Raw genomic sequence first — 13,401 nt, 5'->3', positions numbered from 1 at the left:
GAGTGGAAGATGGTTTCGCGCAGGTCATTCCTGAAGGGCAGCGCCAGCGCGGCGCTGCTGATGAGCGGCGCCCCGGCCGGCCTGATGGCCGCGGACGCAAGGAAGATCCGCTTCGGTGTCGGACTCAAGGCGCTCAACGCCACCATCATCAATTGCGTGATCGGCGAGGCGCTCGGCTACAATGCGCAGGAGGGTTTTTCGCTCGACGTCCAGGCGCTCGGCACCAACGCCAACGTCCAGGTCGCGACCGATCGCGGCTCGGTGGCGATCGGCGTCGGCGTGCCCTCGACGGCGCTGCCGCTGCTCGCCAAGAATGAATGGGGCGGCGCGAAAATGTTCTATCAGTACACCTACCCCTACAAATGGGACATCGCTGTCCCGCCCGGCTCTGCGCTCAAGAGCTACACCGATCTCAAGGGCAAGAAGATCGGCGTGTCCGACTTCGGCGCCACCGAATATCCGGTGACCAAGAACGTGCTGAAGGCGCTCGGCCTCGATCCGGAAAAGGATGTGAGCTGGGTCGCGGTCGGCAACGGCACGCCGGCGGGCGTCGCCCTGCAGCGCGGCGTGGTTGATGCGCTGGCCTATTTCGACACCGGCTTCGGCCAGATCGAGGCGGCCGGCATCGAGATGACCTATCTGCCGCGTCCGACCACGATCCCGATGGTCGGCGGCCAGTTCCTGATGGCGATGCCCCAGACGTTCGAGAAGGACAAGGATCTGCTGATCGGCTTCGGCCGCTCGGTCTGCAAGGCCTCGCAGTTCCTGCTCGCCAATCCCGCCGCCGGCGCCCGGGCGTTCCTGAAGCTCTATCCGGAGACGGCGCCGCGCGGCGCCAGCGAGGACGAAGCCGTGAAGGCCGTGCTGCAGTCGATCAGCCGCCGCATCAAGCTCTACGCGCCGCCCTATGCTGATACGAAGATGGGCGCGATCAACGAGCAGGAGTTCCGCACCGAAGCCGCGATGAACGGGCTCGACATCAAGGACTACAATGCGCTCTACACCAATGAGCTGATCGACAAGATCAACAATTTCGATGCAGTGAAGGTCAAGGCCGAGGCGGCTGCGTACAAGGGATGACAGTGGATCACGACAGCAGTTCCGGTTTTCGCCACGCGGTGGTGACCGGAGCCAGCTCCGGCATCGGCCGCGCCATCGCCGAGCGCCTGCTGGCGGCCGGCTGGCGCGTGACGGGCATCGACCGCGCGCCGTCGGGGTTCTCACATGAGGGCTTTCGAAGTCTGCAAGCTGATCTCGCCGAGCCGCACGCGCTGGTCGCGCAACTCGCAGGCATCGGCGTCGTCAATGCGCTCGTTCATGCTGCCGGCTACATGCGCGTCGGAAGGCTCGGCGAACTCACGCGTGAGAACGGCGAAGGCATGTGGCGCGTCCATGTCGGCGCGGCGGAGGTGCTCGCCAATGCGCTCGCGCCGCACATGACGGAGGGCGGGCGCATCGTCCTGATCGGCAGCCGCACCGCTACCGGCGCGACGGGGCGCAGCCAGTACGCAGCGACCAAGGCCGCACTCACCGGCCTCGCGCGCTCCTGGGCCATCGAGCTGGCGCCGCGCCTGATCACCGTCAACGTCATCGCTCCGGCCGCGACCGACACGCCGTTCCTGCGCGATCCCGGCCGTGCCGGCACCGCGCCGGTGCTGCCGCCGATGGGGCGCTACGTCGATCCAGCGGAGGTAGCCGCGCTCACCGCCTTCCTGCTGTCGCCGGACGCGGGCGCCATCACCGGACAGACCATCACCATCTGTGCAGGCGCCTCGCTGTAGAGCGGCGCGTGCGGCCCCGACCAGGAGAATGACCATGACCGTCCGTATCGTCGACGTCCGCGAGGTGACGAAGCCGATCTCATCGCCGATCCGCAATGCCTATATCGACTTCACCAAGATGACCTCCAGTCTCGTCGCCGTCATTACCAATGTCGAGCGCAACGGACGGCCGGTCGTCGGCTACGGCTTCAACTCCAACGGCCGCTACGGCCAGGGTGGCTTGATCCGCGAGCGCTTTCGCGCGCGCCTCCTGGAAGCTGACCCGACATCGTTGCTCGATGCCAGCAAGGACAACATCGATCCGGACAAGGCCTGGGCGGCGATGATGATCAACGAGAAGCCCGGCGGCCACGGCGAGCGCTCGGTCGCGGTCGGCACGTTGGACATGGCGATCTGGGATGCGGTCGCCAAGATCGCCGACAAGCCGCTGTTCCGTCTGCTCGCGGAGCGGCACGGCCGCAAGGCCGAACCGCGCGTCTTCGTCTACGCTGCCGGCGGCTACTACTATCCCGGCAAGGATCTCTCGGCGCTCCGCCGCGAGATGCGCGGCTATCTCGAGCGCGGCTACAATGTCGTGAAGATGAAGATCGGCGGCGCCCCGATCGATGAGGACCGTGAGCGCATCGAGGCCGTGCTCGATGAAATCGGCCCCGGCCATCAGCTCGCCGTCGATGCCAATGGCCGCTTCGACCTGGAGACCGCGATCGCCTACGCCAAGATGCTGCGCGACTATCCGCTGTTCTGGTACGAGGAGGCGGGCGATCCGCTCGACTATCACCTGCAGGCGACGCTGGCTGACTTCTATCCCGGCCCGATGGCCACCGGCGAGAACCTGTTCAGCCACCAGGACGCGCGCAACCTCATTCGCTATGGCGGCATGCGTCCCGATCGCGACTGGCTGCAATTCGACTGCGCGCTGTCCTACGGCCTGTGCGAATATCTGCGCACGCTCGACGTGCTCAGGACCTACGGCTGGTCGCCGTCACGCTGCATCCCGCATGGTGGACACCAGATGTCGCTCAACATCGCCGCCGGCCTCGGCCTCGGCGGCAATGAGAGCTATCCCGACCTGTTCCAGCCCTATGGTGGCTTCCCCGACGGCGTGAAGGTGATCGATGGCCACATCACGATGCTGGACCTCCCCGGCATCGGCTTCGAGGGCAAGTCGGATCTCTACGCGGAGATGCGCGCGCTCAGCGCGTGAAGCTGAGCGGGGCGTCCGACGGCCGCCCCAGCGTCATTGCGAGCGCAGCGAAGCAATCCAGACGGTCTCCGCAGAGGGATTCTGGATTGTTTCGCTGCGCTCGCAATGACGGAGGAGAGAGGAACAGTTCCTTCAGCGACCTTTACGCAGGCGCAAGCCCATCAGGCATGTCCGCGCTCCATCGCACCCATCGCTGTCGTCCCGGGCAAGCCGCGATGGCGCGAAGCGACGGCGTGGCGCCGACCCGGGACCCATGCCCCCAGGGAGATGTGATGGCGCGAGATGTGGGACCAGTCTTGTCCCTCAACGGCGGCGGTGGCTACGGATCCCTGCGTTCGCAGGGATGACAGCGCGGACTGCAGCAACGTCGAGGATTATCGTTGGCGCCCTACGCCTTGCCCGCCTTCGACGCCAGCGCGTCGGCGACCGCGGTTCTGATATCGGCGACCGAGAACGGTTTGGTGATGACATCATGTGCGATAGCGCTGAGATTCGACGCGCGCTCGCGCTGATGGGCAAAGCCCGTCATCAGCAGGATGGTCAAATCGGGAAAATCGCGTGCTGCCGACAGCGCCAGCGCGATGCCGTCCATGATGGGCATCTGGATGTCGGTCAGCAGCAGGTCGAAGGCGCCGGCCTCGCGCGTCAGGATGTCGAGCGCCTCGGCACCGTCCTGCGCCGTCACGATCTCATGTCCATCCATGGCAATGGCGCGCGCGACCAAGGTCCGCATCGAATCTTCGTCGTCGGCGATCAGCACGCGCGACATGTCGTTTCGTCTCCGTCTCGTTGGCCCCGCGAGAGAGCCGCGAGACCGGAACCATCATGCACTGCCGGCGGCGAGGTCGCGCCGGTTGAAGAACCGTATATCGATATTGCGGCCTTCGGGAGGGGGCGAGGCGAGCCGCGACTTGAACGTCGTGCGCTCGCCGGGCTTGAGCGCGGTCTGCTCGAGCAGCGTGTTCCAGGCGTAGATCTCGGTGCCCTGCGCGTCACGGACGCTGAACCGAAGCCGCGGCAGGTCGACCGATTTCCTCGTCAAGCTGACGATCGTCCCCTCGATCACCAGCACCGGCTTGCCGTCGACGGTTTCGGTCGCCACCTTCAAGTCCTTGAAGCTCAGGCCGCGCAGGTTCACCTCGAGCCCAACCAGCTTGTAGAACGACGCCGTCTGCGGCAGCAGCCTGACGACGTCGGCGCGCCACACCACGAGCGCAATCGTGAGCGCCGCCATGGCGGCCGTCAGCACCGGCAGGTTCAACAGCTTATTGCCTGGGAAATCCGGCAACGTCGGGCGCCTGATGAGCTTGCGGAGACCGGCGAGGCGCGAAGCCCCGCTCTGCGCCGGCTGCTCGGCATCGGCCGTGTCGTCGTCGGGCTCGGCGAGGGCATCGTCAGGCCAGCCGGCGGCCAGCGGCGGACTTTCCACCTCGGGCGACCGTCCGCCGTCATCTTCTTCCTGGCGGGCGAGGGCTTCCCACTCGTCGGCGGCGTCACGGGGCGCGGCCGACGCGCCGGCCTCCGCCATGGCAGGCATGGGGGCGGGCGCCTCGACCGCATCCTCCGGTCGTGCCAGCCAGACCTCCTTGCAACGGGAACAGCGTACGCTGCGGCCAGCCATACCCAGGGTTGCCAGGTCGATGGCATAAGATGTCGTACAATGAGGGCAAACGATGAACATCGCGCCTGTTCTCCAACGGCCATTGCCGCTTTGTTTCCGACAGTTCGTGCTACAAGGACCGCCATGTCGACGAACTTCGGAACTCAATCGCGCCAATGGTACACGGCGACCGTTAACGAACCGGAAACCATAACGGGCGCTCAATCGGGCCATCGTACCGCTGAGCTTGGAGCGTGCGGGTCTGCCGCGCACGCGGTCGAACGGAGCTGACGCTTTGGTTCGGTTCGAAAATGTTGGGCTGCGCTATGGATTGGGGCCGGAGATTCTCCGCGACCTCAGTTTCCAGATTCCGGCCCATTCCTTCCAGTTTCTCACCGGCCCGTCGGGCGCCGGCAAGACCTCGCTGCTGAAGCTGCTGTTCCTGTCGCTGCGGCCGACCCGCGGTCTGGTCAATCTGTTCGGCTACGACATCTCGCTGCTCAGCAAGGAAGAGATCGCCGATCTGCGCAAGCGCATCGGCATCGTGCTGCAGGACTTCCGGCTGCTCGACCACATGACGACCTATGAGAACGTGGCGCTGCCGTTTCGCGTCATGGGCCGCGACGAGTCAAGCTATCGCAAGGAGGTCATCGACCTCCTGAAATGGGTCGGCCTCGGCGAGCGCATGGATGCGCTGCCGCCGATCCTGTCGGGTGGTGAGAAGCAGCGCGCGGCGATCGCGCGCGCCGTGATCTCGCGGCCGCAGCTGCTGCTCGCGGACGAGCCGACCGGCAACGTCGATCCGACGCTCGGCCGCCGCCTGCTGCGGCTGTTCATCGAACTGAACCGCTCGGGCACGGCGGTGATCATCGCAACCCATGACATCACGCTGATGGACCAATACGAGGCCCGCCGGCTGGTGCTGCATCAGGGACGATTGCACATCTATGAGTAGCGTAGACGATCGCGGCCTCCTGGTCGATCTCGGCGACGACCGCCCGCAACTGCCGGCGCAGGCCCGCATCGTGTCGCCGATCGTGCCGCGCGCCTCGATCGCGGGCCGTGCGCTGGTCGCCGTGGTGGCGATCATGACCTTCCTGGCCTCGATCACGACCGGCGGCGTGCTGCTGGTCAGCGAGTCCGCGGCCGAATGGCAGTCGGAGGTGGCGAGCGAGATCACGGTTCAGGTTCGCCCCAAGACCGGCCGGGATCTCGAGCGCGACATTGCCCTGGTGACGGAGGCGATGCGGGCGCAGTCCGGAATCGTGGAGGTCCGGCCATTCACGAAGGAGGAATCGAGCAAGCTGCTGGAGCCGTGGCTCGGCAGCGGCTTGTCGTTCGATGAGCTTCCGGTGCCCCGCGTCATCATCGCACGCGTCCAGCCCGGCACCAGCTTCGATCTCAACGCCCTGCGCGCCCGCGTGATCCAGGTTGCGCCGACTGCCAGCGTGGATGACCACCGCGCCTGGATCGAGCGCATGCGCTCGATGACCGGTGCAACCCTGTTTGCAGGCTTCGGCATTCTCGTGCTGGTGATCGCGGCCACCATCATCTCGGTGTCGTTCGCGACCCGCGGCGCGATGGCCGCGAACCGGCCGATCGTCGAGGTGCTGCATTTCGTCGGCGCCGGTGACCGCTACATCGCCAATCACTTTCTGCGGCACTTTTTGCAGCTCGGACTGGAGGGGGGCGTGATCGGCGGCGGTCTTGCGATGCTCGGATTCGGGTTCTCGGAGTCGATTGCCAACTGGTTCTCCGGCACCCCCGTCGGCGATCAGTTTGCGGCATTGCTCGGGACGTTCTCTCTGCGCCCGCTCGGCTATGTCGCGATCGCGCTCCAGGCCGTGGTGATCGCCGCGGTGACCGGCTGGGCCGCACGCCGGACCCTGTTCACGACTCTGGCGAGCATCGACTGATGGCGGCTTCTATCCCCAGCCGTCTCGTTGCGGATTTCACTTGGCCCGAAAACCGCCTAAAATCGTCTGCGCCGGGGTGAGGCAGGACGAGGTGAGCTGGGTCACGAACACGGCGGAGGTCGCGCGCCAGGATCGGCGGCGAGCGAACGTGATCGGGAGGCCGGCGAAACCTGCCTGCGTTCCCGGACTTGAACGACGGGATCGCGCGACGGCATGGCGCCGCGCGCAGGCAGGCAAGGACAAGCCAGGCGTTGCATGGAGCCGGAGACCGACCATAGCAGGCGAAAGCTGCCGTTCACCGTGGCGGTGTGGCGGACGCTCGCGGGTGCCGTGGCGACGCTCGGGCTCGGCTTCTTCGTCGCGGCGGTCGGTTTCGTCGGCTTCCTCTCGCAATTGCGCGGTGCCGAGATCCAGCCCGAGCGCAAGGCGGACGGAATCGTGGTCCTGACCGGCGGCTCGTCGCGCGTGTCGGACGCGGTGGAACTCCTAGCGGGAGGCTATGGCCGGCGGCTGCTGATCTCCGGCGTGCACCCGACCAACGAGGCCAGCAACATCACCAGGTCGCTGCCCGAGGCGCGATCATTCATCAACTGCTGCGTCGATCTGGATTATTCGGCGATCAACACCCGCAGCAACGCCGCGCAGACGCGGCGGTGGGCCAGCGAGCGCGGCTTCAAGTCGCTGATCGTGGTGACGTCGAACTATCACATGCCGCGGGCCATCGTCGAACTGTCGCATGCGATGCCGAGCATGGATCTCATTCCGTACGCCGTCGTCGGCGAGAAATGGCGTGACGAGCCGTGGTGGACCAGCGCGCCGACGCTGCGACTTCTGCTGTCCGAATATGCCAAATTTGTCGCCGCCGAGATGCGGCTGCGGCTGGCCGATCTCGGCCTCGATCTCGCGCCCGAGGTCGATCCGCCAACCGGCTCGGTGGCGCGCCGACCGACGACGGCGCAAGCCAATTGAACTGGGTTTCTGATGGTCTCGATCTTCCTGCGTTCGCTGCTGTTCAACATCCTATTCTACCCGAACTTCGTGCTCTGGGCGCTGATCGCGTTGCCGACCCTGGCGATGCCCCGCAAGGCGCTGCTGCGCGTCGCCAATTGGTGGGCGCAGAGCAACATTTTGTTGATGCGCGTCGTCTGCAACATCCGCGTCGAATATCGCGGCGTCGAAAAGATCCCGAAGGGGCCGCTGATCGTCGCCGCCAAGCATCAGTCGATGTGGGAGACGATCTCGCTGCTGCATTTCTTCGATGCGCCGTTCTTCGTTCTCAAACGCGAGCTGCTGCGGATTCCCTTGTTCGGACAATATCTGGTCAAGGCGGACATGATCGCGATCGACCGCAGCTCCGGCGCCCGCGCGTTGAAGCAGGTGATGCGGCGGGCGGCGGAGGAGGTGAAGCACGGCCGTCAGTTTGTGATTTTTCCGGAAGGCACGCGGCGCCCGGCGGGCGCACCGCCGGACTACAAGGGCGGGGTCGGCTTGATCTACACGGATTGCGGCGTGCCGTGCCTGCCGGTGGCGCTGAACTCAGGGCTGTTCTGGCCGCGTCGCACATTCCTGCGCTATCCGGGCACGCTTGTGGTGGAGTTTCTTGATCCGCTGCCGCCGGGCCTGCCACGCGATGAATTCATGCAACGGATCCAAAGCGTGATCGAGGAGGCCACCAATCGGCTGGTCGCCGCAGGGCAGGCCGAGCAGGCCCGGCTGTTCGGCCGCATAGCGGCGGCGGTGAAAGCTTGACGCTATGGTGGCGCACCTTCCGGCGCAGGATGCAGCGAGTGGCCGTCATCGTGCAGCATCGTTGCGAGCCGATGCAACTGCGTGTCGCGAAGGCCCTGCGCCTCGATCGCCTTCACAGTCGAGATCACGTAGTCGCGATTGGCGCCGGACTGGCCGTGACCCTGACGCACATGGCGCAACTGTTCCTGCGGCGACAACCGGCCGGCATATTGCACATGGCCGCGATCGACCACGTAGACCAGCGCGCTCACCCGCTCGCGGGCGTCGTTCTCCAGCCATACCGAGCGCGTCACTTCGCGATACACCGAGGTCACCTGCTCACGCGCCCGCAAATAGGCGATGGTATCGTCGCGCTTGTCTGCTGCCACTCGAAACGCAATGCCGCGACACGCGCCGCCGCGATCGAGACCGAGCACGAGGCCGGGCTTCTCCGGCGTTCCGCGGTGGACGAACGAATACACACAGAGCGCGCGATGCTCGCCGATCAACCGCGCCGGCACCTGCTCGAGAAAGGCGAATCCGGGTCGCCACATCAGCGAGCCGTAGCCGAAGACCCAGAGGTCGCCGTGGGGAAGGTCGCGTTCGGAGAGGGTCATTGCGGACATCAATGCGGAGGCCTAAGTGTGGTGCTCGCGAATTGTTAATTTAGATACACAATCCGTGATCGCCGAATTGCCAAAATTGCTGCCCAAAGGGTGTCCTGCATGTCTCGTTTGCCGCAACCGCCGCGCAGGCGCTCTCGCTGGGGGCTTTTCATAGCTCCCGTCCTGCTCCTGATCGCCGCCGTCGCGTGGAGCGCATTCTGGTTCTTCGCCGCTTCGCAAGTGGATGTCCAGGCCGACGCCTGGCGTGCGCGGGAAGCGAAGTCCGGCCGCGTCTTCGATTGCGCGAACCGCTCGGTCGCCGGCTTTCCGTTCCGGCTCGAGGTCCGCTGTACGGATCCGAACGTAGCCCTGTTTTCGCAGGCCGCCGGCACGCCCTTGATGAACGCCAAGCTCGACGAGATTCTCGTCGTCGCACAGGTGTGGGACCCGAAGCGGGTCATCGCGGAGTTCAGGGGACCCGCTATGATCGCCGACGGTCGCGGACCGGCCTCGTTCTCCGTGAACTGGCGCGTCGGTGAGGCCAGTGTCCGCGGTCTGCCAGGGCCGCCGCAGCGCGCCGACCTCGTGTTCGAACAACCGACCATCGACCGCATCGAGGGCAACACTGCGGTGCCCGCCGCGCGCGCCGACCATGCCGAATTGCACGGCCGTGTTGCCGAGGGCTCGCCGTCCGACCATCCGGTGCTGGAGACCGCGTTGCAGATCGCGAACGGCAGCATCCAAGGCAGCCATCCTCTGCTTGCCGAACCGTTCAATACCGACGTCCAGGCCCGCGTCACGGGTCTCAAGGACTTCAGGCCCAAACCCTGGCCGGAGCGGTTTCGCGAGATCCAGGCGGCGGGCGGTCATGTCGAGATTGTCCAGTCGCGCATCCAGCAGGGCGAGCTGCTGGCGGTCGCATCGGGCACGCTGACCCTGACCGCCAATGGCGGGATCGATGGCGAAGTGCAGATGACGGTCGCCGGGATCGAAAAGGTCATTCCGGCGCTCGGCCTCGACAAGATGCTCGAAAACGGCGTGCCGCAGGGAACGCTCGATCGCGTGGCGCCCGGTGTGAAGTCGCAGGACGTCAACAACCTGCTCGGTGCGCTCGACCGCGCGATTCCCGGCCTCGGCAAGGTCGTCAAGCAGAACGCCAATGTCGGCGTCGCGCTCGGCATCAATGCGCTCGGCAAGGAGGCCACGCTCGAAGGACGCAAGGCGCGGACCTTCCCGTTGCGCTTCGCCGACGGGGTCGTGGTGCTCGGTCCGTTCAAGGTCGCCCGCGTCCCACCGCTGTTCTGAAGCCTTCAGGGCTTCTTCAACTGCGGCAGCGGCCGGCCGAAGTCCGGCGCCGCCGAATCCTGGCCGATATCGACGATGCCGCGGCGGATCGCGCGGGTGCGGGTGAAGTGATCGAACAGCGCATCGCCGTCGCCGCGGCGGATCGCCCGCGTCAGCTTGGAGAGGTCCTCGGTGAAGGTGCCGAGCATGTCGAGCACGGCATCCTTGTTGCTCAGGAAGATGTCGCGCCACATCGTCGGGTCGGATGCGGCGATGCGGGTGAAATCGCGAAAGCCGCCGGCGGAGAACTTGATCACCTCGGACTCCGTCACCTGCGCCAGCTCGTCGGCGGTGCCGACGATGGTGTAGGCGATCAGATGCGGCAGATGGCTGGTGATCGCGAGCACGCGGTCGTGGTGATCCGGCGTCATGATCTCGACCTTGGCGCCGAGCGCCGCCCAGAACGCGCGCAGACGATCGATCGCGTCGGCATCTACACCGTCGGGTGGCGTCAGGATGCACCAGCGGTTGATGAACAGCTCGGCGAAACCAGAATCCGGTCCCGAATTCTCGGTGCCGGCGACCGGATGCGCCGGCACGAAATGAACATGCGCTGGCAGATGCGGCGCCATGTCGCGAACGATGGCGCCCTTCACGGAGCCGACGTCGGAGACGATGGCGCCGGGCTTCAGATGCGGCGCGATCTCGGCCGCGACCGGACCGCACGCTCCGACGGGAATACAGAGGATGACGAGGTCGGCATCCTTGACCGCCTCCGCATTGCTCGCCACGACGCGGTCGACGAGGCCGAGTTCGGCGACGCGCGCGCGAGTCTTCTCCGAGCGCGCGGTGGTGACGATCTCGCCGGCCACGCCCTGCAGCCGCGCCGCCCGCGCGATCGAGCCGCCGATCAGGCCGAAGCCGATCAGCGCGATGCGTTCGAACCGCCCCGCGACGCTCATTTCGCCCTCATGAATTCGCTGAGAGCCTCCACGACCAGACGATTGGCTTCCTCGGTGCCGATCGTCATGCGCAGCGCGTTCGGCAGCTTGTAGTTGGCGAGCGCGCGCAGCACGAGGCCGCGCCGGGTCAGGAATGCGTCGGCCTCGACCGCGGTCTTGCCCTTGTCGGTCGGGAAGTGGATCAGGATGAAATTGGTGACGCTCGGCGTCACCTTCAGCCCGAGCTTGCCGATCTCCTCGGTCAGCCAGTTGCGCCACGTTTCCGTATGCGTCTTCGACATCTGCTGATGCGCGGTGTCCTCGATCGCGGCGACCGCGGCGAGCATCGCCGGCGAGGAGACGTTGAACGGCCCACGGATTCGGTTGATCGCATCGACGATGGGCGCGGGGCCGAACATCCAGCCGACGCGGAGCGCCGCGAGGCCGTGGATCTTGGAAAAGGTGTGGGTGACGACGGTGTTCTCGGTCGTCGCGACCAGCTCGATCCCGAACTCATAATCGTTGCGCGAGACGTAGTCGGCATAGGCGGCGTCGAGCACCAGCACGACATGCGAGGGAAGGCCGGCGCGCAGCCGCTTGACCTCGTCGAACGGGATGTAGGTGCCGGTCGGGTTGTTCGGATTGGCGAGCCACACGAGCTTGGTGCGCGGCGTCACCGCGGCCAGGATCGCGTCGACGTCGGTGCGATACTCGGTCTCGGCGGCAACCACGTTCCTGGCGCCGCAGCCCATGGTCGCGATCGGATAGACCAGGAAGCCGTGCGCGGTGGAGATCGCCTCGTCGCCTTGCCCGAGAAAGGTGTGTGCCAGCAGATTCAGGATCTCGTCGGAGCCGGCGCCGCAGACGATGCGGCCGGGATCGAGGCCATAGGTGCGGCCGATCGCCTCGCGCAGCACCCGCGAGGTGCCTTCCGGATAATCCTCCAGATGCGTGGCCGCGCTCTTGAAGGCGTCGATCGCCTTGGGTGAAGGACCGAACGGAGTCTCGTTCGCCGACAGCTTGAACACCTTGCGGCCCGGCTCGGGCTTCGGGCTCTTGCCCGGCGTGTAGGGCGCAATCTCGAGGATGCCGGGATTCGGCACGGGGCGGTTCATCGTCAACTCCGGAAAATCATCACTGGCGCGGGGCGTCTCAGCTGGGAACCGTATAGCGTTTCGCATGGCCGCCGACGAGGGCCGTCGAGCGGACCGAGGCGCCCGCCGCGATCAGGGCAGCCTTGATCTTGTCGAGGTTCGACGGCGACTCGATCGACACCAACAGCGCCGCGCCGTCGAAGGCGGTATCGGGCACCGCGATGACGTCGGCGAGCGGCGACAGCGCGCGGGACACCTGCGCATTCCAGCCGGAGACGCGGATGCTCCAGGTCTCGACCTCCAGCACCAGCGCGTCGTCCGCGACGCGCGAGATCGCGAACACCGGCAGCGCCGCCGGATGGTCGGCCCGCTCGATGAACGGCATCCGCGCGATGATCTTCGGCGCGCCCGCGGGCTCCAGCGTGATCCACCACGGCGTATGCCCCGAGGTCGTCGACACCAGCGCGAGATCGCCCTTCGAGCGCGCCACGGCTTCGACGGCGGCCTGGGCGCTGAAATGGGCGACATAAGGCACCACGAAGCCGAAATGGAACCTGGCGGAATCGCGCATCGCGGATTCGCCGACCGACACGTCGGCGTGAACCGAGAACGGCGCCTGCACGTAAGTGAACGTCGAGACGATCACGCGCCAGATGCCCTCGACGGTGTCGAGCGGCAGGATGCCGCGATGGCGCTGCACCAGGCGCCGCATCATGTCGGCCTCTCGCGCCGGGCGGAACGCCGAGCCGACCTCCTGGGTCTTCTTGACCTTGATCAGCCGGTCGATGATGTCGGCCCTGTTCATCAGGAGCTGATGGACCTGCTCGTCGATCGCGTCGATCTCCTTGCGCAAATCGGCGAGCGAGGGAGGGGCTGGCGGCGGGGTCGACATGGGCAGGGTCACTCTTCGCAGGCCGCGGGTCAACGCGCGGCGGACTGGAACGGATGCCGTTCTCTCCGATGCGGGGGACGTGCGCAACAGCAAGTTTACCTCGTGCTGCCTAGGCTTGGCTGACCTGCAGCCATGGGGCGCCCGATCGGCGGTCAACCCGAGCTTGCCTTGACGAGGAGCGCCCGCGGGACTAGTTTCTGCCTGTTCCGTGGTCATTTGAGCCGGCCGGCTTGCAGCCACGTTAAAAAACTCGCTAAACAGGCCGGGGACGTTATCGATCCCGGCCGAACCCCAGTTCAGGCCGGGTTTTTCATGGCCTGATGTGTCACGTGGTTCGGGAGCCCTTGCCGGATGGC

Annotated in this window: 14 protein-coding genes and 1 riboswitch; of the genes, 8 read left to right on the top strand and 6 right to left on the bottom strand. The window is 66.2% G+C overall.

The genetic code is table 11. From position 1 onward, the window contains the following. The first annotated feature begins 9 nt into the window (after positions 1 to 9). From QX135_RS10825 to QX135_RS10815, 3 genes are read left to right on the top strand one after another with little or no spacing between them, the layout of a single operon-like run. The gene (locus tag QX135_RS10825) at positions 10 to 1,080 is read left to right on the top strand and encodes an ABC transporter substrate-binding protein (protein WP_316179587.1); all 1,071 of its coding nucleotides are present in this window, start codon (positions 10 to 12) and stop codon (positions 1,078 to 1,080) included. Then, positions 1,077 to 1,781, top strand: a complete 705-nt coding sequence (locus tag QX135_RS10820; protein ID WP_316234070.1) for an SDR family oxidoreductase — start codon at positions 1,077 to 1,079, stop codon at positions 1,779 to 1,781. The genes QX135_RS10825 and QX135_RS10820 overlap by 4 nt, the downstream gene beginning before the upstream one ends. Positions 1,782 to 1,815: 34 nt before the next feature. After that, a complete protein-coding gene (locus tag QX135_RS10815; RefSeq protein ID WP_316234069.1) occupies positions 1,816 to 2,985 on the top strand; it encodes a mandelate racemase/muconate lactonizing enzyme family protein in 1,170 nt (389 codons plus the stop codon). Positions 2,986 to 3,373: 388 nt separating this feature from the next. Here the strand turns inward: QX135_RS10815 and QX135_RS10810 are convergent, their stop codons facing one another. Together QX135_RS10810 and QX135_RS10805 are read right to left on the bottom strand one after the other, a co-directional pair. Beyond that, positions 3,374 to 3,754: a response regulator gene (locus QX135_RS10810; protein ID WP_315736231.1), complete on the bottom strand. Its 381-nt coding sequence runs from the start codon at positions 3,752 to 3,754 to the stop codon at positions 3,374 to 3,376. Between the two features lie 54 nt (positions 3,755 to 3,808). After that, positions 3,809 to 4,666 carry an MJ0042-type zinc finger domain-containing protein gene (locus QX135_RS10805; protein WP_316231199.1) on the bottom strand — a complete coding sequence of 286 codons (858 nt, stop codon included), beginning with the start codon at positions 4,664 to 4,666 and terminating at the stop codon, positions 3,809 to 3,811. A gap of 214 nt (positions 4,667 to 4,880) precedes the next feature. Here QX135_RS10805 and ftsE point away from each other — a divergent pair, with 214 nt between their 5' ends. The 4 genes from ftsE (at position 4,881) to QX135_RS10785 (ending at position 8,250) form a co-directional block, all read left to right on the top strand. Then, positions 4,881 to 5,540 (top strand): cell division ATP-binding protein FtsE, encoded by a 660-nt coding sequence (gene ftsE, locus QX135_RS10800; protein WP_006615648.1) that lies wholly within the window; start codon positions 4,881 to 4,883, stop codon positions 5,538 to 5,540. Next, positions 5,533 to 6,501, top strand: a complete 969-nt coding sequence (locus QX135_RS10795) for an ABC transporter permease (protein ID WP_316234068.1) — start codon at positions 5,533 to 5,535, stop codon at positions 6,499 to 6,501. Before ftsE ends, QX135_RS10795 begins: the two co-directional genes overlap by 8 nt. A 255-nt stretch (positions 6,502 to 6,756) precedes the next feature. Continuing rightward, on the top strand, positions 6,757 to 7,470 hold the full coding sequence (locus QX135_RS10790; protein ID WP_315778297.1) for a YdcF family protein: 714 nt from the start codon (positions 6,757 to 6,759) through the stop codon (positions 7,468 to 7,470). A gap of 12 nt (positions 7,471 to 7,482) precedes the next feature. Continuing rightward, positions 7,483 to 8,250 carry a lysophospholipid acyltransferase family protein gene (locus QX135_RS10785; protein ID WP_315736234.1) on the top strand — a complete coding sequence of 256 codons (768 nt, stop codon included), beginning with the start codon at positions 7,483 to 7,485 and terminating at the stop codon, positions 8,248 to 8,250. 2 nt (positions 8,251 to 8,252) lie between these two features. Here QX135_RS10785 and QX135_RS10780 read toward each other — a convergent pair whose 3' ends face one another. Then, on the bottom strand, positions 8,253 to 8,855 hold the full coding sequence (locus QX135_RS10780) for a gamma-glutamylcyclotransferase (protein ID WP_410051307.1): 603 nt from the start codon (positions 8,853 to 8,855) through the stop codon (positions 8,253 to 8,255). A 99-nt stretch (positions 8,856 to 8,954) separates the two neighbouring features. Here QX135_RS10780 and QX135_RS10775 point away from each other — a divergent pair, with 99 nt between their 5' ends. Further along, positions 8,955 to 10,139 carry a DUF2125 domain-containing protein gene (locus tag QX135_RS10775; RefSeq protein WP_316234067.1) on the top strand — a complete coding sequence of 395 codons (1,185 nt, stop codon included), beginning with the start codon at positions 8,955 to 8,957 and terminating at the stop codon, positions 10,137 to 10,139. A gap of 5 nt (positions 10,140 to 10,144) precedes the next feature. Here the strand turns inward: QX135_RS10775 and QX135_RS10770 are convergent, their stop codons facing one another. Genes QX135_RS10770 through QX135_RS10760 form a run of 3 tightly spaced genes read right to left on the bottom strand, consistent with a single transcriptional unit; the run spans position 10,145 to position 13,045 of the window. Further along, positions 10,145 to 11,080: a prephenate/arogenate dehydrogenase family protein gene (locus tag QX135_RS10770; RefSeq protein WP_316234066.1), complete on the bottom strand. Its 936-nt coding sequence runs from the start codon at positions 11,078 to 11,080 to the stop codon at positions 10,145 to 10,147. Next, positions 11,077 to 12,174, bottom strand: a complete 1,098-nt coding sequence (hisC, locus tag QX135_RS10765; protein WP_316234065.1) for a histidinol-phosphate transaminase — start codon at positions 12,172 to 12,174, stop codon at positions 11,077 to 11,079. Before hisC ends, QX135_RS10770 begins: the two co-directional genes overlap by 4 nt. A 37-nt stretch (positions 12,175 to 12,211) precedes the next feature. Then, a complete protein-coding gene (locus QX135_RS10760) occupies positions 12,212 to 13,045 on the bottom strand; it encodes a chorismate mutase (protein ID WP_315736239.1) in 834 nt (277 codons plus the stop codon). A 198-nt stretch (positions 13,046 to 13,243) separates the two neighbouring features. Further along, positions 13,244 to 13,323, top strand: a riboswitch (SAM riboswitch). Positions 13,324 to 13,401 lie beyond the last annotated feature (78 nt).

Source organism: Bradyrhizobium sp. SZCCHNR1098, assembly GCF_032489375.1.
Taxonomy (GTDB): domain Bacteria; phylum Pseudomonadota; class Alphaproteobacteria; order Rhizobiales; family Xanthobacteraceae; genus Bradyrhizobium.
This window is presented reverse-complemented; position numbering and strand designations above follow the sequence as displayed.